21 protein-coding genes and 1 pseudogene are annotated in these 24,328 nt (G+C 38.0%); 14 read left to right on the forward strand and 8 right to left on the reverse strand.

Annotation, left to right across the window (positions count from 1 at the left end):
- The first annotated feature begins 5 nt into the window (after window positions 1-5).
- The 9 genes from AA650_RS15245 (at window position 6) to AA650_RS15285 (ending at window position 9,336) form a co-directional block, all read left to right on the forward strand.
- Window positions 6-749 (forward strand): HAD-IIB family hydrolase, encoded by a 744-nt coding sequence (locus AA650_RS15245; RefSeq protein ID WP_015078126.1) that lies wholly within the window; start codon window positions 6-8, stop codon window positions 747-749.
- 284 nt (window positions 750-1,033) lie between these two features.
- Window positions 1,034-2,938, forward strand: a complete 1,905-nt coding sequence (locus tag AA650_RS15250) for a transketolase C-terminal domain-containing protein (protein WP_053539647.1) — start codon at window positions 1,034-1,036, stop codon at window positions 2,936-2,938.
- Between the two features lie 94 nt (window positions 2,939-3,032).
- A complete protein-coding gene (gene gmhB / locus AA650_RS15255) occupies window positions 3,033-3,569 on the forward strand; it encodes a D-glycero-beta-D-manno-heptose 1,7-bisphosphate 7-phosphatase (RefSeq protein ID WP_015078124.1) in 537 nt (178 codons plus the stop codon).
- Window positions 3,570-3,679: 110 nt separating this feature from the next.
- Window positions 3,680-4,972, forward strand: a complete 1,293-nt coding sequence (locus AA650_RS15260) for a glycosyltransferase family 61 protein (RefSeq protein ID WP_053539648.1) — start codon at window positions 3,680-3,682, stop codon at window positions 4,970-4,972.
- Window positions 4,973-5,041: 69 nt separating this feature from the next.
- Window positions 5,042-6,049 (forward strand): SDR family oxidoreductase, encoded by a 1,008-nt coding sequence (locus AA650_RS15265; protein ID WP_015078122.1) that lies wholly within the window; start codon window positions 5,042-5,044, stop codon window positions 6,047-6,049.
- A gap of 2 nt (window positions 6,050-6,051) precedes the next feature.
- On the forward strand, window positions 6,052-6,474 hold the full coding sequence (locus tag AA650_RS15270) for a secondary thiamine-phosphate synthase enzyme YjbQ (RefSeq protein WP_015078121.1): 423 nt from the start codon (window positions 6,052-6,054) through the stop codon (window positions 6,472-6,474).
- 2 nt (window positions 6,475-6,476) lie between these two features.
- Window positions 6,477-7,598: a DegT/DnrJ/EryC1/StrS family aminotransferase gene (locus AA650_RS15275; RefSeq protein ID WP_053539649.1), complete on the forward strand. Its 1,122-nt coding sequence runs from the start codon at window positions 6,477-6,479 to the stop codon at window positions 7,596-7,598.
- 108 nt (window positions 7,599-7,706) lie between these two features.
- Window positions 7,707-8,543: a sugar phosphate isomerase/epimerase family protein gene (locus AA650_RS15280; protein WP_053539650.1), complete on the forward strand. Its 837-nt coding sequence runs from the start codon at window positions 7,707-7,709 to the stop codon at window positions 8,541-8,543.
- A gap of 37 nt (window positions 8,544-8,580) precedes the next feature.
- On the forward strand, window positions 8,581-9,336 hold the full coding sequence (locus AA650_RS15285) for an SDR family NAD(P)-dependent oxidoreductase (protein ID WP_015078118.1): 756 nt from the start codon (window positions 8,581-8,583) through the stop codon (window positions 9,334-9,336).
- 134 nt (window positions 9,337-9,470) lie between these two features.
- Here AA650_RS15285 and AA650_RS15290 read toward each other — a convergent pair whose 3' ends face one another.
- The 3 genes from AA650_RS15290 to AA650_RS15300 all read right to left on the reverse strand — a co-directional run bounded on the left by AA650_RS15290 (window position 9,471) and on the right by AA650_RS15300 (window position 13,048).
- Entirely contained in the window at window positions 9,471-10,328 is an 858-nt protein-coding gene (locus tag AA650_RS15290) for an HAD-IIB family hydrolase (RefSeq protein WP_081424236.1), read from the reverse strand.
- A gap of 392 nt (window positions 10,329-10,720) precedes the next feature.
- Entirely contained in the window at window positions 10,721-12,421 is a 1,701-nt protein-coding gene (locus AA650_RS15295; protein ID WP_053539651.1) for a DUF3685 domain-containing protein, read from the reverse strand.
- A gap of 180 nt (window positions 12,422-12,601) precedes the next feature.
- Complete coding sequence (locus tag AA650_RS15300) at window positions 12,602-13,048, reverse strand: Fur family transcriptional regulator (protein ID WP_039201351.1); 447 nt, start codon at window positions 13,046-13,048, stop codon at window positions 12,602-12,604.
- Window positions 13,049-13,294: 246 nt separating this feature from the next.
- Between AA650_RS15300 and AA650_RS15305 the strand changes: the two genes are divergently transcribed.
- Entirely contained in the window at window positions 13,295-13,780 is a 486-nt protein-coding gene (locus AA650_RS15305) for a CRR6 family NdhI maturation factor (RefSeq protein ID WP_053539652.1), read from the forward strand.
- Window positions 13,781-14,224: 444 nt separating this feature from the next.
- Here the strand turns inward: AA650_RS15305 and AA650_RS15310 are convergent, their stop codons facing one another.
- Entirely contained in the window at window positions 14,225-15,166 is a 942-nt protein-coding gene (locus AA650_RS15310) for a glycosyltransferase family 9 protein (protein ID WP_053539653.1), read from the reverse strand.
- A gap of 195 nt (window positions 15,167-15,361) precedes the next feature.
- On the opposite strand from AA650_RS15310, the gene ispD reads away from it, so the two are divergent.
- The 3 genes from ispD (at window position 15,362) to AA650_RS15325 (ending at window position 17,126) form a co-directional block, all read left to right on the forward strand.
- Window positions 15,362-16,042: a 2-C-methyl-D-erythritol 4-phosphate cytidylyltransferase gene (ispD, locus tag AA650_RS15315; protein ID WP_039201346.1), complete on the forward strand. Its 681-nt coding sequence runs from the start codon at window positions 15,362-15,364 to the stop codon at window positions 16,040-16,042.
- Window positions 16,043-16,120: 78 nt separating this feature from the next.
- The gene (scpB, locus tag AA650_RS15320; RefSeq protein ID WP_053539654.1) at window positions 16,121-16,678 is read left to right on the forward strand and encodes an SMC-Scp complex subunit ScpB; all 558 of its coding nucleotides are present in this window, start codon (window positions 16,121-16,123) and stop codon (window positions 16,676-16,678) included.
- 103 nt (window positions 16,679-16,781) lie between these two features.
- A complete protein-coding gene (locus tag AA650_RS15325; RefSeq protein WP_027401717.1) occupies window positions 16,782-17,126 on the forward strand; it encodes a DUF760 domain-containing protein in 345 nt (114 codons plus the stop codon).
- Window positions 17,127-17,573: 447 nt separating this feature from the next.
- Here AA650_RS15325 and AA650_RS15330 read toward each other — a convergent pair whose 3' ends face one another.
- Window positions 17,574-18,791: an HhoA/HhoB/HtrA family serine endopeptidase gene (locus AA650_RS15330; RefSeq protein WP_053539655.1), complete on the reverse strand. Its 1,218-nt coding sequence runs from the start codon at window positions 18,789-18,791 to the stop codon at window positions 17,574-17,576.
- Between the two features lie 486 nt (window positions 18,792-19,277).
- Between AA650_RS15330 and AA650_RS15335 the strand changes: the two genes are divergently transcribed.
- Window positions 19,278-20,171 (forward strand): LysM peptidoglycan-binding domain-containing M23 family metallopeptidase, encoded by an 894-nt coding sequence (locus AA650_RS15335; protein ID WP_053539656.1) that lies wholly within the window; start codon window positions 19,278-19,280, stop codon window positions 20,169-20,171.
- Window positions 20,172-20,879: 708 nt separating this feature from the next.
- Here the strand turns inward: AA650_RS15335 and AA650_RS15340 are convergent.
- The 3 genes and pseudogenes from AA650_RS15340 to AA650_RS15350 form a co-directional block, all read right to left on the reverse strand.
- Complete coding sequence (locus AA650_RS15340) at window positions 20,880-22,160, reverse strand: vWA domain-containing protein (protein ID WP_053539657.1); 1,281 nt, start codon at window positions 22,158-22,160, stop codon at window positions 20,880-20,882.
- A complete protein-coding gene (locus tag AA650_RS15345) occupies window positions 22,157-23,413 on the reverse strand; it encodes a vWA domain-containing protein (RefSeq protein ID WP_053539658.1) in 1,257 nt (418 codons plus the stop codon). Before AA650_RS15345 ends, AA650_RS15340 begins: the two co-directional genes overlap by 4 nt.
- Window positions 23,414-23,744: 331 nt before the next feature.
- Window positions 23,745-24,205: pseudogene (locus AA650_RS15350) on the reverse strand (DUF29 domain-containing protein).
- Window positions 24,206-24,328 lie beyond the last annotated feature (123 nt).

The following is a 24,328-nucleotide window of genomic DNA, read 5'->3' on the forward strand; positions in this document are numbered from 1 at the left end:
AAGTCATGAAATATCAACAATCACTACTTTTAGCAACTGATTTAGACGGCACTTTTTTAGGTGGTTCTCAACAACAACAATCTGAATTTTATCAATATATTGAAAAACAACGCGATCGCCTACTTTTAGTATATGTCACCGGCAGAGAACTGGACTGGATCAGCAACTTATTAATAGAAAATCCTCATATTCCTAAACCTGACTATATCATTGGTGATGTGGGAACAACTATTGTACATGGTGAAACATTTGAGCCAATTTATCCTGTACAATATTGGATAATTAAACAATGGAATAATGCTAACGAAAAAATTAAAACCCTATTAGCAAATGAACCAGGATTAAAACTACAGGCAGTCAATCCTAAGTATCGTGTATCTTACTATTATGATTCTGAAAAATTGCAACCTAACACCATCCAAAAAGTAATCAATGCCGGATTTGATTGCATTATCTCATCTTATAATAATATCTATTTTTATTTTGATGTCATGCCCAAAGGAGTTTCTAAAGGACCAACTCTCTTGAAATTTTTGGAGGAAATAAAGTTTAATGCAGATGAAACCATAGCTTGTGGAGATACTCTCAATGATTTATCCCTATTTGAAACAGGATTAAAGGGAATTGCTGTGGGAAATTCTCATCCCAACTTAGTTGATAAAATTCAGACAATGGATAATGTTTACCATAGTCCTTATCCTGGTGTGATGGGTATTTGGGATGGTTTGAAATTTTACGGCAAGGATTAAATGTCAAATATATAGGACTCCTATTTGATTTTTGATGGCTTGCGTGGCGTAGGCATACAAAACTCGGTACACCTTAATATTCTGGAATCCTCTTGCCCTCCTACGCAGGAAAATTCAAGAATCAAACCGGATTCCTATATCAATACCTTAGCCATTTTATGCTTTGTTGGCTTAAACGACAGCGCAACCCATCTACGAATCAAGGCTTTTTTCAATGTGGACAAGGTATTGTTTGTACAATGCCTACCCTAGATATAATTTCAACAATCAAAAGGAACAAAAAAATGACTTTAACAACTCTTCGCTTTCCTATTGATTTGGATGTTTACAAGTCTTTGAAGTTAGACCCGACTAATTCAACTTTGACTAATGAACAAAGAGAAATTCTGAAAGCTAATATTCAACTTTGTCGAGATACTATTGTTTTTTTTACCGCTGTAGCAGCAGCCAAAGGTGTGGGCGGTCATACAGGAGGAGCTTATGATACAGTTCCCGAAGTGATGATTTTAGATGCTTTCTTTCGGGGAGTAGCAGATAAATTTGTGCCAATTTTCTTTGATGAAGCAGGACACCGCGTTGCTACACAATATTTAATGGCAACTTTACAGGGTGATCTTGATGCAGAAAATCTGCTGCATTATCGAGAAGCCTATTCATTACTACTTGCACATCCAGAACGAGGACGCACTCCTGGTGTAAAATTTAGTTCGGGAAGATTAGGACACCTCTGGGCTTATGTGAATGGAGTAGCGATCGCACATCCTCATCAAGTAGTATTCTGTTTAGGTTCAGATGGTTCACAGCAAGAAGGAAATAATGCCGAAGCCGCCCGTTTAGCTGTGGCTAAAAATCTCAATATCAAATTAATTATTGATGATAACAATTCCACCTGTAGCGGATATCCAACAGATTATCTCAAGGGTTATAACGTCGGTCAAACTTTAGCTGGACATGGATTAACTGTATTAACTGGAGCAGGGGAAGATTTAGATGATTTATATACTCGTCTCTGTCAAGCTGTCACTATTAATGGACCAGTAGCAGTAATTAATAAACGTCCTATGACTCCCGGTATTGTTGGAGTAGAAGGCACACCTTTAGGACATGATGCCCTATCACCAGAGTTAGCGATCGCCTATTTAGAAACTCGCGGACATACATCAGCCGTCAATTACCTCAAAAAAGTTATTCCCCTCACACATACCTACTCTTTTACGGGTTCTAGCAGCAAAACACGCCATATTTTTGATGCTACCGTTGTCTCTCTTCTCAGTCAAATGACACCCACAGAACGGCGAGAAAAGGTAATGTGTATTGACAGTGATTTAGGAGAATCCTGTGGTATCAATAAAATTAGTCAAGCCTATCCAGAGATTTTCTATCATGGCGGCATCATGGAAAGAGGAAACTTCTCTGCGGCGGCAGGATTTGGCATGGAAGCAGGAAAACAAGGCATTTTCAGCACTTATAGTGCCTTTTTGGAAATGTGTATTTCTGAAATTACAATGGCACGGCTTAATAAATCCAACGTTCTTTGTCAATTTTCCCATAGTGGGATAGATGAATTAGGAGATAACACCTGCCATTTTGGGTTAAATAATATGTTTGCCGATAACGGTTTAGAAGACGCTTATCAAACCCGTCTCTATTATCCCGCCGACGGACATCAAATGAAAGCTTGTGTGGAAACTGTATTTGATCAACCAGGGTTAAGATTTCTCTTTTCTAGCCGTTCCCCAGTACCCGATATTCTGGATACAAATAGTAAACCTTTATTTGCAGATGGTTATACATTTATTCCTGGAAAAGATGACGTAATACGAGAAGGAACAGCCGGCTATATCGTTAGCTTTGGAGAGGTACTTTACCGCGCCTTAGAAGTAGTAGAAAGCCTGAAAAAACAGGGAATTAATGTCGGTTTAATCAATAAATCCACATTGAATCTAGTAGATGAAGAAATCATGGCAAAAATTGGTTCAACACCCTTTGTTTTAGTAGTTGAATCCTTAAATCGGCGTACAGGTTTAGGTATCCGTTTTGGTTCATGGTTACTAGAAAGAGGGTTTTCTCCCAAATATGCCTATATGGGAACTCATCAAGAAGGTTGTAGCGGAATTTGGGAACAACTCCCCCATCAAGGTATTGATACTATTGGCATCATGAACAAAGTTGAGGAAATGTTAAAATAAGAAAAAAATCCCCGAATTCTTCTGTGATCATCACCATAAATTATCAGATGATATCAGAAGTCGGGGATCTGAATCTAAAGGAGAATAATTACCAGTGATTAAAGTGGCTTTTCTTGATCGAGATGGAGTAATTAATATTGATCATCACTATGTTTTTAGATGTGAGCAGTTTGAATTTAATGATGGCATTTTTGCTACTTGTCGTCTACTACAAGATTTAGGTTATAAGCTAATTGTGATCACAAATCAATCAGGTATTGCTCGTGGTTACTATTCTGAACAAGATTTTTTAAGTCTTACTGTCTGGATGTATGAGCAATTTAATAACCAAGATATAACAATACTGGATGTGTTTTACTGCCCACATCATCCCCAATCAACTATATCTAATTACCGTCAAAACTGCCGATGTCGTAAACCGTTACCAGGAATGATTGAACAAGCTTGTCAGAAATATCCTATAGACTTGCAAAGCTCAATCCTAATTGGTGATAGAATATCGGATATGCAAGCTGCTAAAGCCGCAGGAATCGGTAAATTTTATTTACTCAGTCCAGAAATTTTTATTCCTAAAGAATTACAAGTTTCTGCTCGGTTGGATAATCTGGAAGCACTAAAGTTTTTTATTTAATGAATTTGAGAATATGTTTATTAAATATTCATTAAATTTTACTAAACTTTTACTAAAAAACCAGCAAATTATTTTGCTGTCCCATACAAAACAAAGAGATTTACAAGCAGATGAATAAAGTTTGGCGTTATGTTCAAGAATTGCTAATATTTAAACTCATATATCCCATTCTATTGAGATACATTGACGAAAATCTCATCACGATGACTGAGGAGATGGAGAAAGATAAAATGGAGAATAATATTCCTAAGTTAGAAGCGGAATATGAACAATTACCTATTCTCAAATTGATTTATTCAATTTTATTTAACTATCTACACAGCAATTTAATTACTAGAGTAGATTTACTCCAGCAATGTCAAGCAGAGAATAATCTTTATCAGTTAAAATATGATGAAATTATTCAAATTGAACCAGCTATAAGTTATCAAGAAATTCCCGCAGTATTTAGAGAAAAAGAAGGTAGCTTTGAATTTACTAATCCTTTTGCTGTGGTTGTTAAAAACGTGGAGTTATTGGGAATTTATGGGATTGGTTTTACTGAGGATAAGAATATTATTTTAGAAACAGTTTTAGATAGAGTAGATGTTTTAGAACACACTGCTATTTCTACAATGAAGTCTGGTTTCAATTCTCAATATATTGCCCCCATAGATAAAATAGAACATTTTGATTTAGCTTGTTCATTTGTTAATTATTGGAGTCATTTATATGCTCATTGGATATATGAAGCTTTAACTCGATTAGAAGCCATTGAATATTATTCTCAAAAAACAGGTAAAAAACCAGTCTTAATAATTGATAAAGATATTCCTAGTTGGAAAATTCGCTCTTTAGAATTGATGGGTTATGGTCTAGAAAATTATATCCAATGGAATGGATATAGAGCTAAAGTTAATGAATTAGTTATTTGCTCTAAAAGACGTGAAGGAGGACGTATTTCTATCAAAGCTTGTCATTGGGTAAGAGAACGTATTCTTAGTAACGTAGGTACTTATGCAAATCCAAATCTGGTTTTGAGTCCCAATATTTTTATTTCTCGTAAAAAAGCAAATGCTCGCCGCATTTTGAATGAAGAAGAAGTAAGCAATACTCTCGATAAAATGGATTTTGTACCTTATGTTCTAGAAGATTTAGATTTTGCTGACCAAGTAAAATTGTTTGCTCAAGCTAAATTTATTATTGCTCCTCATGGTGGTGGAGTAACAAATATTATTTTCTCCCAAAATTTAACTTTAATTGAACTTTTTGGTCAGAAAATTAGCCATTTCTATTATACAGTTGCTAAAGGATTAGGATTCGATTATGCTTGTATGTTTTGTGAAGTAAAGAATGAAGATATCATTGTCAATTGTGAAGAATTAAGTAGAATGGTTGATAAAATGACAAAAAATAGAATTTGATAATGTAAATTAGATGATCATAAAGCTTGATGAAAATTTAAATTTTGACTAACAGATTATTAATTTTGTATGAACAGTAAATTAAATTCTCCTAAACATTGCTTAGTCACTGGTGCTGCTGGTTTTATTGGTAGCCACTTGTGTGATCTCCTCCTCAAATCAGGTCATAGTGTCGTTGGTTTAGATAATTTGGTGACAGGAAGAACGGCTAATTTAAAAGTGGCTCAAACCTATTCCACATTTACATTTATTGAGCAAGATGTTGCTGATATTTCCCCATCCATATTAACAGATATTGACTGGGTATTTCATTTAGCAGGATTAGCTGATTTAGTTCCCTCAATCCAAAATCCAGGAGCATATTATCATGCCAATTTACATAGTACATTCGTCCTTTTAGAAGCTTGTCGTACTGCTAAAATCCAAAAATTTATCTACACAGCTTCTTCCACTTGCTATGGTATTCCTAATCAATATCCCACATCAGAAACCTATCCTTGTCATCCTAAACATCCATACGGCTTAACAAAATATTTAGGTGAACAATTAGTCATGCACTGGGCGCAAGTTTATCAACTTCCAGCCCTTTCTTTACGATTGTTTAATGTGTATGGACCAAGATCCAGAACCACAGGAGCTTATGGTGCAGTATTTGGCGTATTTTTAGCTCAAAAACTAGCGAAAACCCCTTTTACTGTTGTTGGAGATGGAATGCAAACGAGAGATTTTACCTTCGTTAGTGATGTAGTAGCAGCCTTTATCAAAGCTGCTGAATCGGATATTACCGGGGAAATTATTAATATTGGTTCTGGTAAATCTGAAAGCGTTTTAACACTGGTGAAATTATTAGCAGGAGAAATTACTCACATTCCCAAACGCCCAGGAGAACCGGATTGTACTTGGGCTGATATTACTAAAGCTACGACTCTTTTAAAATGGCAACCTCAAGTACCTTTAAGTCAAGGTGTAAGTGAAATGTTAGCCAATATTGAACTTTGGCGAGATGCTCCAGTTTGGACACCAGAAACAATTCAGCAAGAGACAAAATCGTGGTTTGAGCATTTAGGAAAGGAATAAAAATGACCAACTCATCTATAAGACTTGACCAACAATCAATCAAGGTACAAACTACTGGTAAATCTCTATGTCAAATTACGCCCCAAGTCCAAGCAGTCATTACAGAATCGGGAATTACAGCAGGAATTTGTAACCTTTTTATCCGTCATACTTCCGCCAGTTTATTGATTCAAGAAGAAGATGCCAAACCCGACGTGGAAACCTTTTTTGCGAAGTTAGTTCCCGAAAATGGTCAATATCTTTTAGCCGGACAAGGTTTAGATGATATGCCGGCACATATTCGCTCTGCCCTTACCCATACCTCTGAACAAGTTCCGATTGCTCAAGGTCTTTTGCAGCTAGGACGTTTACAAGATATTTATATCTGGGAACATCGTCAGTCTGGTTACATCCGTGAAGTCGTTATCAATATATTGGGATATTAAAAATGTCACAACTATTAACCATTAATCAAATACCCTTCGTTAATCTTAAAAGTCAACACGCTGCCATAAAGTCTGAGTTACTAGCAGCAATGGGTGAAGTCCTTGATGATGGCAACTTTATTTTAGGCGAGCAAGTTGCAGAGTTTGAGCGTCAGTTTGCTCAATTGTGTGGCGTTCGTTATGCAGTTGGTGTTAATTCTGGGACAGATGCCTTAATTTTTGCACTCAAAGCACTTGGTATTCGTTCTGGTGATGAAGTTATTACTGTCCCTAATTCTTTCGTGGCTTCAGCTACCTGTATTCGCATACTTGGTGCTAAACCTGTATTCGTTGATGTGGGCGATGATTACAATATTGATCCAACTAAAATCGCCACAGCTATTACTCCCAAAACAAAGGCAATTATCCCTGTACATCTGACGGGAAGACCTTGTAACATGAAACCAATTTTAGATATTGCCCAGGAAAATGGAATAGCTGTAGTGGAGGATGCCGCCCAATCTGTACTGGCTGAGTATCAAGGTCAACGAGTAGGTTCTTTGGGAATAGTGGGTTGTTTCAGTTTACACCCCCTGAAAAACTTAAATGCTTGTGGAGATGGAGGAGTAATAGTAACGGATGATTCCGAACTGTATGACCAGTTAAAAATTATGCGGAATATTGGTTTACGAACTCGTGATGACTGTGTGATGTGGTCTCATAATTCTCGCTTAGATACTCTACAAGCAGCTATTCTGTTAGTTAAATTGCGTTACCTCCAGGAATGGACACAGCAACGTCAAGAAAATGCTCACTATTACCAAAGTCAACTTGCGGGTATTCCTCAAATCATAATGCCATGGGAACGAGAGTGGGAAAAATGCGTTTACCACACCTTTGTTATTCAAGCTGAACGGCGTGATCAATTGCGTCAATTTTTGAGCGATCGCGGTATCGGTACAGCAATTCATTATCCAGTGCCAATTCATCTATCTACAGCAGGTAAAGAATTAAGCTATCCAGCAGGGAGTTTTCCTGTCGCAGAAATGCAAGCAAGCCGCATCCTGAGTTTACCTATTTACCCAGGACTAACCGTTCAGGAACTTGAGCAAGTTTGTGAAAACATTAAGTTATTCTATCAATAAATAAGCCTCAAATTTTCTTCACTTTTGACTTGCTGTTGTGCATTTTGAATGCACGACAGCTTACCCTCTAAGCTATACACATCATTTCTAAAATCCAAAATCTAAAATATGCTAAAGTCTAACATTAATTCACTAAATATTGGCTGTGCTGCTTGGGGCTGGAGAGAAGTGGAAATACCTGAATATTTCCACTGGATAGCTAACCAAGGCATTCGTTCAGTAGAAGTGAATGCTCATCCCCAAGCACCCAAACATCTTTTACATGATGGTGATGATCAAGCAGTATCTAAAATTGCTGATTGGGCTAAAGAAGCAGGAGTAGATATTATTTGTATAGCAGGAAGAAATAATTTTACACTCTCAGATGCAAATGAGTTAGAAACAGAAATTAAAAGAGTAGAGCGTTTTGTTGATAGTGCTGAAAAATTAGGGGCAAAATTTGTCAGATTATTGTCTGGTGATCACAGAAATGATTATATTCTCCCAGATGTTTTTCCTCTGTTGCATTATGCTTTTAATAAAATCGGTGATTACGCCGAAGAACGAGGAATTCAAATAACGATTGAAAATCATGGTGGACCAACTGCAACCGGACAAAGAGTGGCCAGAATGATGGAAGGTATTAAAAGTCCTGCTGTTGGTATTAACTATGATCCCGCTAATTTTTTGAATCAGGGAACTGATCCTTTGATGGCACTCCGCTATATTCTTCCTTGGGTAAATTATAGTCATTGGAAAGATGTGCAATGGGTTAATGGTAGTCCTCAATTCTGTGCTTTTGGAGAGGGAGAAATTGTCTGGGAACCGATTATTAAAGAACTATTAAATGCAGGTTATCAGGGATATTGGGTGGTTGAATATGAAGAAACATCAGATGTTGAGCAGGGAACGAAAGAGAGTTTAAATAACTTGTCTCAAGTATTACAAAAATTTGCCGTTGTCTAAGTTTATTTCATTATTTTCATCAGGGGTTAGTAATTAAATGTCATTTTCTTTAGATGGTCATGTGGCCTTAGTTACAGGAAGTTCTGCTGGTTTAGGGAAAGCGATCGCTCTCAAATTGGGACAAGCAGGTGCTAAGGTAGCAATCAATTACAGCAATAACGAATCACGGGCTAAACAGGCTTTAGCTGAACTTGAACAACAAGGTTGCCAAGCTATTTTGGTTCGTGGGGATGTTACCCAAGAAGAAGATGTAGCAGCAATTTATGAAGCGATCGCCTCTCAACTGGGTGCAGTAGATATTTTGGTGTTAAATGCCACAGGAAACCAACCCCAGATCCCCTTTGAGGAATACACCTGGCAAGATTTCCAAACCATGCTGGATTTTTTTATCAAAAGTCCCTACTTATTAACTCGTATTTGTTTACCCTCCATGAAACAAAAACAATGGGGACGAATTATTAATATTAGTAGTGACGTTTGTTTCCGCTCAGTTAATAACTTCAGTGCTTACGTTACTGCCAAAAATGGACAACTGGGATTTACACGCAGCATGGCCACCGAATTAGCGCCTTTTGGTATTACAGTTAATGCAGTTGCTCCCGGTTGGATACCCGTAGAACGCCATGAAAACGTTCCTCAAGAAAAAAAAGACGCTTACCAAGTCAGAATTCCCATGCAGCAATGGGGTACTCCACAGGATATTACTGAAGCAGTGCTTTATTTCGCCAGTCATGAGTCCAGATTTGTTACAGGGCAATATTTATGTATTAACGGTGGCTTTACTCTTATGTAAATATGATTAAGACTGATTGAGTTATAAACAATTCAGCTTTTTCAGGATTACACAAAAAATACCAAAAATATGGCGTTTCATAATTGCGGAATGTGGGATGTAATATATCAAACATTCTGACTCATGACTCTTGATTATTTAATAAGTGTTTTTAATACAGATAATATTCCTTTAGCATATTCATTTTCTGCTATTTGAAAATGTAATTTCCTAGCTTCGCTGGTTGCATTTCCAACTAAATAACCATGTCTAACAGTTTGCAGCATTTCAATATCATTACCACTTTCACCAAAAGCTATGGAGTTTTGATAACTTACATTTGTCTGCTGTAAAATAAAATTAACTATATGTTTTTTACCTGTCCCTGATGGGATAAAATCAACATCATAGCAATTGTTTGGATCTCCAGATAAAGGATTTGCTTGACTAATATTTACTTGAATACCAGCTTTTTTCACTAACTCTTTTATCTTCAAAATTGCCTGATTATCAATTAGATCATTTTGTTGATGGTAATAGTAATTCTTTAAAAAAGGACAATCTGCTATTTGAGGTTGTGGTGTCAAGTGTATATTATCTAATTTTAAAAAACTAACTAAGTTATTAACTAAATTCTCAGAGAATCCAGTTTTCATGAGATTGTTTTCCCATATTTTATCTTTTTCAGCGTATTGGTTTTGATTGAAGTAGATTAGTTCAGTCCCTAAACTACTAGCAATAAAATGAGGTAATAATGTCAAACCACATTTATTTATTTTATCAAAAACTGAAGTTAAACTACTACCAGTAACCCAACCAAAAAAGATTTGTTTCTGATATGTTTCATTTAATAAATACTCCTCAAGTTCTTTGAGATCATTTTTATAATCCTCTCTATTTTGATGAGCAAGATAAGTTTCATCAAAATCTGTAAAAACAACGTATTTTGGTTCTGGGACAGAAGGTAACAGTTTTATATTATGTTTGCAATATTTCATATAATGCTTATACATATTATTTTATTTTTTGTGAGATTCGGGCGAAAAGACTTTATATTTTACATTCTATTATAGCCCACATTCAGCAGGTAAAACCAGAAAAAAGGTATTTTAATCATTCTCATCAATTGACAATTAAGTTTTTTCAGCGTGCCTTTCGTTAGGTATAAGCAAGTTTTTTAGCTTTTATTGTTATCGTAGTAAGTAGGTTGGCGTTGAAAATTGTCGTTATGGCAAGGCAAAAGGCAAGAGGCAAGAGGCAAGAGTGAAGAGGGTTTGGGCGATTTTACGTTTCTTTACACAGTTTGGTTTTATTGTGTTCACCTACTTACATACGCGAACAAAATATTTTTGAATTCACCCCCTATATCCCCTTAACCGAGCAGTATTGAATGACTAATGACTAATTACCTATTCTTCCGTTGTCCTTTTTCTGACAAAGAAACACTACCAATTCCTTGCAAAATACCTCTACCAACTAAACCTAAACCCTTACCGACTATTTGAGTAAGGACGAAAACAATTCCAGTTCCTAAAAACCCTACCAATGATTGGATACGTGGAGAAATAGCATCCCGAAATTCCAGTATTAATGTTACCCCTAAAGGAATACCGGAAAGTTGAGCTAATTCTTGATTTCGAGGAGCATAAATTGATATTTTCGTAATTCCACGGGGGGAGAAAACAAAGAACTCATAGCGACTTTCAAAAATAGTTTGTGCTTCAGTTATATATTGATATAATTGATATTTCCAAGATAGATTATTTCTGAACTTCTCAATTTCCCTAGTAGAAATCATTTGCCAGTTATAAAAATTTTGTTTAATACTTTCCTCATCTGCTAAGTTATTTAGTAATGGTTGAATTACAGCATTAGCTATATGAATCAATAAATTCTCTAAAATTAATAATGCTTGTGATTGAGATTCTTTAGTTCCTGCTGGGTAAGAAACATTATCAATATATAAATCTGTCAGTAATAGTAAATAAGACAATAACTCAAATAATAACGGCACTTTATTAATAATTTCTGTTTGCAAATCTGTATTTTTATCTAATAAAAACTTAACTAAATTTATTTCTTGTTTGTCTAAAATAATCCGAGAATAATTACCAAAAAATTCCGTAATAGCAAATTTCCATAAATCTAGAGAAATCTGATTTTGTAAATTAAATAGCTGATTTTTATCGAAATTAAAAGTATGTATTTCTTCCACCTGGGTAAAAAATTTCCTCAGAATAATATAAAGCAACTCTCGCTTTTTATTTTCTCGGAGAATATCAATTTCTAAAGGTGTATTAGTAAGATTTTCTAAAGAAAATTGCAATTTATTTAAACATAAAGTAAATAATTCAGATTGCAGTTGTCGAGAACTAACTATAGGTGGTATATTAATTGATGGTCTTACATCCGCATCTAGTTTAATGATATTATCCTGATTCTGAATACTGAAGGATAGTAATTGGTTTTCTGGGGGTGGTTTTTGTCTTTCTTTCGGTATTGTCAATAAGTGATTAACAACCCAGCGAGCGGCTAGAAGTTCGCGTCGCTGTCCTGCTAAAATTGCTTTATTTAATAAAGGTATTCCTGGTATTTTTAATTTTTCTGTGACTAGATTAATAGCTTGATCAATATTATTAATTCCTGAATTTTGTAAATTATTTCGCAACTTCGCAAATGGCAAAGGAGAATTAATGATTACTGGTTCTGTGAACCAATAATAACCACCATTAGCAACTTCTTGAAGAATGGGGACTAATTGAGAAATTGATATCCCTTTAGGACAATAACCATTTATTCCTATTGCTTTTGCCGCAATGAGCATTTCTGGTTGGGATTTTGAACTTAAAAGTAATATAGGTATGTGGGGATATAAAGCTTTTAGTTGTTTACAGAACTGCAAACCCAATTGTTCATTCCCTAATTCTAAAATGATTAATTTAATTTGCTGAGAATTTACTTGCGCTAAAACCTGTAAAGCTGCGGTATCTGTGGCAACGTCTGCTATAACTTGTAAATTAGGAATAGCTTCCAGTGTTACCTTTAGTCCTAAACGGAAAATTGGATCTGGGTCAATTAATAAGAATTGTAAAAGGCGATCGCTCATTTTTACAAGAGATTTGATTCCTGATTTTTAGGCTAAGTAGGTTGGCGTTGAAAATTGTTGTTATGGCAAGGCAAGAGGCAAAAGGCAAGAGGCAAGAGGCAAGAGGGTTTGGGCGATTTTACGTTTCTTTACACAGTTTGGTTTTATTGTGTTCACCTACTTAGTTTAAATTCTCAATTCCTAATCATTCACTTTGTCACGATAACCATAAAAGTTAATTGTATATTCAGAAATCTTAATTCCTGTCTGTGCTTCTACTTGACGTAACAACTCTTCGGGTAATTCTATCTGCACATCTAAAATCTGATTTGTATCTATACAGTTAACATGACTATGGGAATCACTATTATTTCCATATAATCGTCCATCACCATGTTCAATACACTCTATAATACTCTGGCTAGATAAAGCTTCTAGATTTTGATATACCGAAGTATGTCCAATTTCTTTACCTTCTTTATTGAGTCGATCATAAATCTCCCTAGCAGAAAGATGCTCTTTCACTTGCCAAAGCAACTCCAGTATAAAGCGTCGCTGACGACTGACACGCATTCCCAACATTTGACACCTATCCAAAGCATCTTCTAAGGAACGAATAGGTTTAAGACAACTTCCTTGCTTGTACATATTTCAGGTTGTGAATTCTAGAAATTGGAAATCAATTCAAAATACCTTCACGACAGGACTCACTCCCGCAAAATTAAAGAACACTTTGCCTTTTGCCTGTTTACTAATTTATGATATTCCGAATCTAAAACAAACTCATAACAACTTTATCTTAAAATTCCTCCCAATGTCTACCTCAAGTGGTTAAAAAACTGTTACTGTGAATTGTCAACACTGTTGAGTAAGTAAGTATCTATCTATCAGTCCATGACAATCACAATCACCCTCAACAACGATTCTATTTATAGTTTAGATGTATCACCTGCCTTAATGGTGATTGAACCACTGCTGCAAGCAGGAAATATTTGCTCCTATGAACAGCAACTACGTCTAGAAATTAATTATGAACAGGAAGAAAATGATCCACGGGAGTTATCGGAAATTCCCGAGGTAAGACTATGGTTTGTGCGTCTTGATGCCAAGTATCCTTGGTTACCATTTTTACTAGACTGGAAAGCCGGAGAATTATCTAGATACGCAGCAATGTTAGTACCTCATCAGTTTAGTTCTAAAGAAGGTATCCAGTACAACCCCGAAGCCTTAGAAATATTTTTGATGCACAAAATCTTTATTTTAAGTGATTGGTTGTACAAACAAGATATTGTTAGTCCATCTCGACTCAAATCCTTAGCGCAAATTCTGGGCTATGAATTAGATGATGCTTTCTTTGAAATGATTGAAAAAACTAATTAATTTGGAAAGGGAACAGGGAACAGGGAACAGGGAACAGGTGACAGGTGACAGGGAACAGGTGACAGGTGACAGGGAACAGGTGACAGGTGACAGGGAACAGGTGACAGGGAACAGGTGACAGGTGACAGGTGACAGGTGACAGGTGACAGGTGACAGGTGACAGGTGACAGGTGACAGGTGACAGGTGACAGGTGACAGGGAACAGGTGACAGGTGACAGGTGACAGGTGATAGGTGACAGGTGACAGGTGACAGGTGACAGGTGACAGGGAACAGGTGACAGGTGACAGGTGACAGGTGACAGGTGACAGGTGACAGGTGACAGGTGACAGGTGACAGGTGACAGGTGACAGGGAACAGGGAACAGGGAAAAAATTTCCTTCTGACTCCTGACTCCTGCTAGATGATTTTGAAGCTAAAATCTAAAATCCAAAATTGATAATAGTTAACTTCCCCAAATTTTTTCTAAGACTATTTGGGGCGCAATATCTGCTAGTTTTCCAGTGGGTGAGGTAATAGCTAAGACTTTTTCACTTGTGGGTAATAATTTTTCTGAGTCCGTAGAATTTAGCAAAGCTATTGTATATGTTTCTACTGCTATACTCAATTGCAGAAGACTATTTTCTACAGACAACATTAAACTAGCGCCACCAATGATGGCGGTTAGTTTGCCAATATCATCGGGGGAAGTAACTTTAATATTGTGACAATGTTCTAAAATTGAACGCACAAACGACTCATTATCAGCTTCTTTAATGACAACAACGGGTAAATCTGGTTGTTTTTCTTGGCAAGCTGCAATGATTTTTTGCCAACTTTCTACAGGGTAGGTTGTATCTAAATTAGATCCACCAGCATTGATGAGAATAAAACCTGATTCACTTACGCCTAAACGTTTTTGTTCTCCTTGCGCCCATTCGATGTCTACTTTTGGCACATTTACTGATAGTGGTGGACAAGGAGTATTAATCTTTAAAGGTTTGAGTAGGTCATGGTACACTTTTGCCACATATTGGGATAGGTTGGGTGTAATGTGATTAGTGAGAAAAACCGCACCTTGTCCTTGATAGCCAATGCGTGTGGGGATTCCTGTTAACCACATTAGCAAGCCTACTAACCAACTTTGTCCAACAATAATAGCGACATCATACTCACGATCGCGGATCATGCCAACTAAGTTACCCCAATCAGCCAAACTATTACGATCTTTGTAGTCAAAAGTTAATACATCATGAACTGACTTGCTTACTCGGTAAGCAGCCTTTGACTGGGGTTCGACAATGACATCTATCTGCGCGTCGGGATAATAACGCTTAAGATCATCAAGAGTGGCAAAAAAAAGAATTTGGTTATCAATTGAACCAGGTACAAGGGTTACTACACGCATAATATTTATTAACGTTTATTGTTTTATATTTTAGGAGAATATAGGTATTGAGAATTATGAGTCACGATCTTAAGATGTAGGGGCGCAGGGCGTGCGCCCAAGGGTTAGAAGTTAGGAGTTTTTGAATTTTGCTAGTGAAGTTATTCTCAAAAATGGGTATTCTGAATTTATTTAATTAAAGATCAAGGAAAAGTTGTGCATTTACTAATTCCCGCTGCTGGAAGTGGCAAAAGAATGGGCGCTGATCGTAATAAACTTTTATTACAGGTACGTTCAAAACCATTGATTGCTTGGACTTTGTTGGCAGCAGAAGCCGCAAGTTCTATTAGTTGGATAGGAATTGTTTCTCAACCTCAAGATTGGGACAAGTTCAAGTCTATTATCGCTGAATTAAAGCTAAAAAAAACAATAGAATTAATTTCTGGTGGTTCTACTCGTCAAGAGTCAGTTTATAATGGCTTACAGGCATTACCAAATAATGCGGGACAGGTATTAATCCATGATGGCGCTCGTTGTTTGGCAACACCAGATTTATTTAATGCTTGTTCTGAAGCAATTCTCAATTGTTCTGGTTTAATTGCGGCTGTACCTGTTAAAGATACCATTAAAGTTGTTGATGACAATGGCATAATTAAAAGTACACCAGAACGTAAACAACTTTGGGCGGCTCAAACCCCCCAAGGGTTCGATGTCAAATTGTTAAAACAGTGCCATGCTGAAGGTGTCCGTCAAGGTTGGGAAGTGACTGATGATGCGGCTTTGTTTGAAAAATGCGGTATTGAAGTGAGGATAGTTTCGGGGGAAGAGACTAATTTGAAAATTACTACTCCTCAAGATTTAGCGATCGCAGAATTTATACTTAGTTATAGAGAATAAGCAGGGGAGCAGGGAGCAGGGGGCAAGCAGGGGGAGAAAAATTTTCTAAAATCTAAAATCCAAAATCTAAAATACTGAATGCCCAAGAATATACCTATAGTAGGCAAAATAGAAGCGATTCTTTATTTAAAGGGTAAACCCTTATCACTAAGTGAAATTGCTGAATATGCGAAATGCGATCGCTTCGCAGCAGAAGAAGGAATTATCGAACTAATTGAGAATTATTCCCGTCAAGACACAGCTTTAGAAGTCGTAGAAACTGAACATGGTTATAGTTTACAACTGCGGTCAGAATTTCATGATTTAGTGCAAGCTATAATACCAGTAGAATTGGGAGTTGGGGCATTACGGACATTAGCAGCGATCGCCCTCCATAATCCCATATTGCAAAGTGAATTGATTAATTTACGGGGTTCAGGAGCTTATCAGCACGTTCAAGAATTAGTAGAATCCGGTTTCGTCCGCAAACGCCGAGAAAGTGATTCTCGCTCCTTTTCTCTGCAAATAACACCAAAATTTCATCAGTATTTTCAAATCGAACAACTACCCCAAATTTTGGCAATTCCAGACAAAGAACAGCAACTAGAACTGGAGTTAGAAGGATTAGAGGCAGAGGAGGGAACAATTCAAAATTAAAAAACCCTTCTCTATTCCCTATTCCCTTTTCTCTGTAGAAAATGCGCTACCCTATGAATATGGTTTAGAGTAAAATCAGCAGTTAAGCTAATATAAATCGCCAATGGTGTTTGATCCTGACTTTTTGCAAGACGACTCTGAGCAACACCCTAATCAACTTCTGAATGATCGCTTTGGGGACAACCCAAACCAATTACTGAAATATTTACAGCATCAATCTCCTGAAGTTTTAGCCCGTGTAGCCCAAGCTGTCAGCCCCGAAATTAAACAAATCATTTCCCAGAATGTCCAAGGACTCGTGGGAGTGATACCGACAGAACATTTTAATGTGCAAATTACAACAGACCGGGAAAATCTAGCGGGAATACTAGCATCAGCAATGATGACAGGTTATTTTCTCCGCCAAATGGAACAGAGAATGCAATTGGAACATTTATCCAATCAATAGGAGTCAGGAGTCAGGAGTCAGGAGTTCACCAAAAACAAAGAACAAAAAGAAAGTTTCTTCCCCTCCCCCTGCTTCCTATTCCTGTTCTCTGTCCCCTGCTATTGAGGTTGACACTCCCCGGTCTAAAGACGCGGGGATTCTATAGAGAGTTTCAGTCTATATCTCTCAGTTATCCCAGCTTCAGGCAGGGTTCCTTAAATATTTGGGTTCCTGCCCTGATCCTGTTTGCCATTACCGGCAGAATCATCTCTGACAAGCGTAACTTTCCGAGAGTCCCCCGGTAGGTTTTTAATGTCTTTGCTGACAATTTAACTGTATCACGAATATGGATTAAAATTTGAAGTTATTTCAAATTTTTAAATTAATGTTAATGCAGGATAAAGGAAAGCCTCTAGCCTTCATCCCTTGTCTAAAGCACAGATGTAGCTTCCTAAGTCAGCTACATCTTCAAGGGTTTTCGGCATTTCCCTTATAATTTCCCGAACGAACCTTAAAGATTTGAGTTTTCCCATTGCGGTTGACTTCTATGGTAAGAATGTCTCCAACACTACTCGATTCGACTATCTTTTGGACTTGAGCCGCAATTTTGATTTGTTTACCATTAACTTTTTGAATCACGTCACCAGGAAGTAATCCTCCTATCTGTGCGGGTGATTTTTCCATAACTTTTCTGATAACAATTCCCACGTCTGGCTGAATGTTTAGCTGATCTTCCGCTTTCAGTCGCTCTTTTGTGGTTGTGGAAATGTCTATCATCTCAATTCCTAGAAAGGGGTGAGCAACTTCTCCTGTGGTAAATAGTTCATTGGCTACACGAAAGGCGGTTTCAATGGGGATAGCAAAACCAAGTCCTTGAGCATCAGCACGGATAGCAGTATTTACGCCAATAACTTGCCCTTGAGCATTTAAGAGTGGTCCACCAGAATTGCCAGGATTAATAGCTGCATCTGTTTGGATAAAACTAACGCGCTTATTAGGAACGCCTACTTGGGCGCTAGTTCTGTCCGTGGCACTGATAATGCCAATAGTGACAGTATTATCTAAACCTAACGGATTGCCTATAGCGATCGCCCATTGTCCAGGAATTAAATTTTGTGAATTACCTAACTTGACTATCGGCAACTTGTGGGCGGAAATTTTGACTGCGGCTATATCTGTCACCGTATCAACCCCTACCACCTTCCCCTCAAAACTCCGCCCATCTTTGAGGGTAACTTGAACCGTGTCTGTATCTGCCACTACATGAGCATTAGTTAATAACTTACCATCCTCACTCAGTATAAATCCTGAACCTGTCCCTCGCTCAACTTTTTCTGAGGGGATTGGTTGTTCATCCTCTTTAAAAAAATGGCGAAATAAGGGATTTTTGAGAGCTTCAGTCATCGGATTTGATACTTTACGAATTGCATTAATTCGCACAACCGCAGGACCAACTCTGCCGACAGCAGTGGCGATAAAATTGATATTATCACTTCCCGAAGTGTTAAGTATGCCATTGACAGGTTGAGGAGCAGCAGATTCAGCAGGTAAAGTTACTGCCACATTTTTTAATTCTTGAAATGAAAGATTGTGCGTCCAAAAATAACGACTAACAAATACACCACCACCAGAGCCAATTACCACCAAACCTAGATAAACAGCCAGTTGCTTCCAAGATACATTCATAATTATTAAGAATAATGGCACTCAAGGACAGATGAAAGCTTATCTCTTTAGTGTAATCAAGCAAACCTTCAGTGAACAGATCATTTGAGCGATAAATATCAAAAATTTGTCAGCATATTCGGGGATCATATCTAGTAGTCTGTCAACCCGAAAATGACGGGTGAAGGGGAGGTGGGGGAGGTAGGGGAGGTGGGGGAGGTGGGGGAGGTAGGGGGGTAGGGGAGGTAGGGGAGGTGGGGGAGGTGGGGGAGGTAGGGGAGGTGGGGGAGGTAGGGGGGGTAGGGGAGGTGGGGGAGGTAGGGGGGGAGGGAAGAACAGAAGTTTTTTTCCATTACCCGTCAAAATAAATTTGACGAACTACTAGTTCTTAGATTTCATCATGGATTTACTCAAAATAGGTAGTAAAAAGATAGAGGAAAAACTTTATCCTATCTTTAACAATTCCCCACTAAAATCTAAAAATTAGCGGTTTCTGGACTTCTTTACATGAAATTTTCCTATTGTTCACTATGTTTTTTGAGCTTATTTAGCACTTTAGGTTTATTATCCACCTTATTACAATTACAAAGTGCTAATGCTAGTCCAGGGAGTTGTCCTGTTCCCGTCTTAGCTCGTATCCAACGTCATCAAGTTAATCGCGGTGAAACTTTAGCAAGTATAGCTAATCGCTATAATCTATCACCAGAAACCATTATGGGAATCAATCCATCTGTTAAGAATGGGGTGGTAAGTCCAGGTACAGAATTGCAAATTCTTCCTTTTAATGGCATTGTTGTGGAAGTTCCTCGTAATCAAAGCTGGCGACAAATCGCATCTAAATATAAAGTTCGCCCAGATACAGTCTTTGAAATCAATGGTTGTCAGAAAACCCCTAAATTTGTTTTTTTACCAATACTTCCAGGGGTAACTAATACTACTGCCCCTACTCCTGCTGCTGGGGTAATTGCTACGGCACCTAGTACCCCCGCTGAAAACATTACTGGTTATCCCTTGCCAAGTGTTACAGAGGTTGGATTAGCTTATGGTTGGCAATATCACCCGGTAACAGGAGACGTTTTCTTTCATAGTGGCCTAGATTTGTTAGCGCCAGTAAATACTCCTGTGGCAGCGATCGCTTCAGGAATCGTCGTCTTTGCCAAGGAACAAGGTAGTTACGGCAAATTAGTCATTATTAACCACGCAGGTGGCTCACAGAGCCGTTACGCCCAACTTGACAGCATCAAGGTCACGCTCGGTCAAACGGTCAACAAAGGCGATATTTTAGGATCAGTGGGAACTACAGGACAACCAACCTCTACTCAACCCCATCTTCATTTTGAAATGCGTTCTAACGGTTATTTAGGTTGGGAAGCAAAAAATCCCAAGGAGTTTTTAAAGTGAGGAGTCAAGCCATAGTTCAGAGCTAATAACTCAAGTCCCTTTTAACGGATTATAAACGAAAAAAAAGGTTTGGTGCTATGACCAAACCTCCATAATTGCTGTGCTTAACAACGTACTCAATTAATTTAGTGCTACTCTAGTCACATATCATCTTCCTATGGAATGTGTACAGATTGCTCTAATTGTGATAGATCAAGACAAAAATATATATTGGCGTTGCAAATATTAGTCTATATGAAATTATACAAATTAATTTAAATATAAAAAAGGCTTGGGTGTTAGCCAAGCCTTTATATATACCAGGTGTTTACCATATATAGATACTTTAAACCTTAAATTACTCCTATTCATCTTCCTATCAGGTGTGTACAAATTCAATAAAATCTGATATGGCAGATGTTTATAAGTAGGGGTTGCTGAAAAAGTTATCTGTGAGGGCTAGTAGTCTGTCAACCCGAAAATGACGGGTGAAGGGGAGTAGGGGGGGTAGGGGGGGTAGGGGAGGTGGGGGAGGTGGGGGAGGTAGAGGGGGAGGGAAGAACAGAAGTTTTTTTCCATTACCCGTCAAAATAAATTTGACGAACTACTAGAAGTATGGATAACGCCACGCTGCGCTATCAGCAAACCCTACTTAATGGTTTTTGAGCGATCGCTGGCTCGAAAATTGCCGAAAATTTGATCAGGTAGGCCAAAAGACCTACCCTACAGCTATTCTTTCAAAATAGTCTTGGATGCCATTCTTGTCTTCTTGCGATCGCTCTCCGATAACTCTTCACCGGCTTGTAAGCGAGTTGCTGAAACTTGTAGCACGGTGGCTGCACAGGTATCGCCAATTTGTAAGGCGGTATTAGCAGCAGTTTGTAACATTGTGGCAGCACCAAGGCGATCGCCTAGTTCTAATTTTGCCTCAGCTAATTGAGTTTGCCGATATTTAGCCAAAAGCAGAATCGAGTTTAGCACCTGGGAATTGAGAGCAGGTTCATAACTCTTGGTAAAATTGGCATATATTGGCACTAAGGGAGAAAGTAAACCCTCTTTATTCAAGGATGGGTCATCATAGCGAATTTGAATATGACCAATGACTTGTTTCCCTTCTGGTAATTGTCCCAGATAAATATTCGCTAAAACAACCCTTTCGCTATCCTTCATCAAGTCCCCTAACCGCAGTATTAAAGTCCCATTAGCATCGGTTTCCACTGGTAATTCAATGGTATCTGGCGCAACTTGGGCAACGGGTTTGAGTTCCGCCAGACGGACAACAGGGACTAAAGATAGGAGTAAATGGGCATTTGTTAATCCCACCGACTGTACCCGCCGAAATAGCCGCGCAAATTGAGTTACAGCTTGCTCTGGGTTCTCGATATAAGCTAGAGTCCCACCCCCTGCATCAGCAATCTTTTCCAATAAATCTGGATTCCAGTCATCACCAAAACCCAGGGTGTTAATTGTCAGGTTGAGTTTGGCGGCTTTTTTGGCAAGTTGCAAACAACGTTTATTGTCATTTGGTCCAATTTGCCATTTCCAAATCTGTAACCCGTTATCCCCATGACCATCTGTGAGGAGGAAGGCTTGGGAAACCGCCCCTTTTGTGCCTTTGAGTAGTTCTGTAATCCCCAAGGATAAACCTTCGGCGATGACAGTCCCGCCAGCAGCCTTTAGCTTGGCTCTTAACTGGGTTTTGATGCTTTCAATATCTTGGATGATTTGGTTGGGGATAATGACTCCAGATGTGCCAGCAAAACCGATGATGGAAATCCTGTCACCAACTTTTAATTGATCCAATAATTGCTCAACTGCTTGAATGACGATATTCATGGGTTCACCGGACATAGAACCACTTTGATCGAGAATCAAGCAGAGATTCAAGGGTAAACTTTGTTCAAATTCAGCAGGAATAGCGGAAATAGAAATTGAGAGTTGACGTTGATTGCTTTGTTGGGCAGCATCAACGTTGGTATCATTTAGAGCCGATGTTAGTTGAACTTTCATTGAGGGGAAGCATCTTGCAAAACAGTTTTTGAGACAATTCTGGTTTTTTTGCGATCGCTTTCTGATAACTGTTCCCCAGCTTGTAAGCGGGTGGCGGAAACTTGCAATACCGTTGCAGCACTAGCATCTCCCATTTGCAGCGCAGTTTTTGCCGCAGTTTGTAACATCGTTGCTGCACCAGCCCGATCACCCTGCTGTAATTTCGTTTCGGCTAACTGGGTTTGGCGATATTTGGCTAAAGCTAAAACCGACCGTTGTACCTGGGGATTTGGTGCTGGTTGGTATTCCCTGGTGACATGAGCATAAATTGGTAGATTGGGGGAGTATAGCCCGATTTGGTTATGGGCGGGGTCATCGTAGCGGACTTGAACATTAGCGATCGCCTGTTTACCTTCTGGCAACTGTCCCACATAAATATTAACTAAAACTACCCGTTCCCCGTCTTTCATTAAATCGCCCAATCTCACCACCAAGCGCCCATCGCTTTCGGGTTGTACTGGTAACTCAATGGTATCTGGGGAAACTTGGGCAATGGGTTTGAGTTCTGCTAACCGCACATTAGGCATTAAGGATAATAATAGTTGAGCGTTAGTCAACCCCACTGTTTGCATTCGACTAAACAACCGCCCAAATTCCGATACAGCCTGATCTGGGTGTTGAATATAAGACAATGTACCCATGCCAGCATCAGCGATTTTTTCTAAAACTTTATCATTCCAATTGTCACCAAATCCCAATGTATTTAGAGTTAAATTATAGCTGGCGGCTAATTGGGCAAATTTCAAACAGCGATCGTTATCACCATGTTCATTTTCTCCATCAGTCAGTAAAAATGCTTGGGAAACTGTATCATGTTTACCCTTGGCTAACTCTTCAATTCCTAAGCGTAAACCCTCATCAATAGCAGTTCCCCCATCAGCTTTGAGTTGCATTATCTGTTTTTTAATATGTTGGCGATCGCTAATTAACTGATTTGGGACTAAAACTTTAGCCCGGTGGTCAAAAACAACTACACTGAGGCGATATTCAGGAGTGAGACGATCTACCAATAAACAAGCGGCATTTTTCACAGTTTCTAGGGATTTTCCCATCATTGAACCGCTATGATCGAGAATCAAGCATAAGTTCAAGGGTACAGTCCGATCTATTGTTTCACCACTAGCAGAAACAGAAACTACTAATTGACGTTGAGTGCTAGTTTGATTTGCATCTATACCAGCATCATTAAGCGCTAGTTGTAAATTAACTTTCATAATTTCAATTTCCTATCTAGTTTAGACAGATACAATTTTATAGATAACTTCAAACCGCATCCTCCATACTACGGAAAATAAGTTAATTTAGAGGCTGAGAGGATGTTTGAAAAGTATCAAAATTTATTTAGATCCCCCCAACCCCCTTAAAAAAGGGGGCTAAATTTCTTAAAGTCCCCCTTATTAAGGGGGATTTAGGGGGATCTACAGGTGTTATATACCACACAAAAAAGTTTTCAAACACCCTCTGAGAATCACTGGAATAAAAGCCTTAACTTTCCCTAAAACAGAGACTGAAATATGAACAAATAAACATGAAAATTGATATAATTTAATTATTCAAAAAGTAATTTTTCAGGGTTTCCGCTAAAGTAAAAGGAGATTCTTTAGGAAAGAAGTTTAATTTAATTCCTGTTTCTTCAGATGCTTTTAACCGAGCTTTTTCATAACAATCTGCAAATATTTCTATAAATAGAGGTTGCAAACTAGGACTATCTTCTAATAATAATTCAATACAAATACGTTGCTCTGTAATCGTACTGCGCCAGCTTTCACTACGTTTTTCAGGTTGATATTGCCATTTTAGTAAGTGCATTAATAGCACAATTAAACGGCTCTTTAACTCCCGTTTTTCACTTTTTCCCATGCTTTCAATTTCTTCTATCAGATTTGCTAAATCAATTTCTGCAAATTTCCCTGCTTTTAATTGTTTAGATATTGTTTCTATCCACAGATAAAATCTTGGTCGTAAAGATTATCATTGGTAATGACTGTTGGTTGATGTGTTGTCATAATGATTTCTAACCTCCTGCAATAATCTTATCAGTAAATCATTCTATTGTTTCTCTTTCTTCATAATTCACCTTGATGCTAAAAATATCATTCCCCGGCAGAACCAGGGAACGAGGATAATAA

Source organism: Anabaena sp. WA102 (assembly GCF_001277295.1).
GTDB classification, from domain to species: Bacteria; Cyanobacteriota; Cyanobacteriia; order Cyanobacteriales; family Nostocaceae; genus Dolichospermum; species Dolichospermum heterosporum.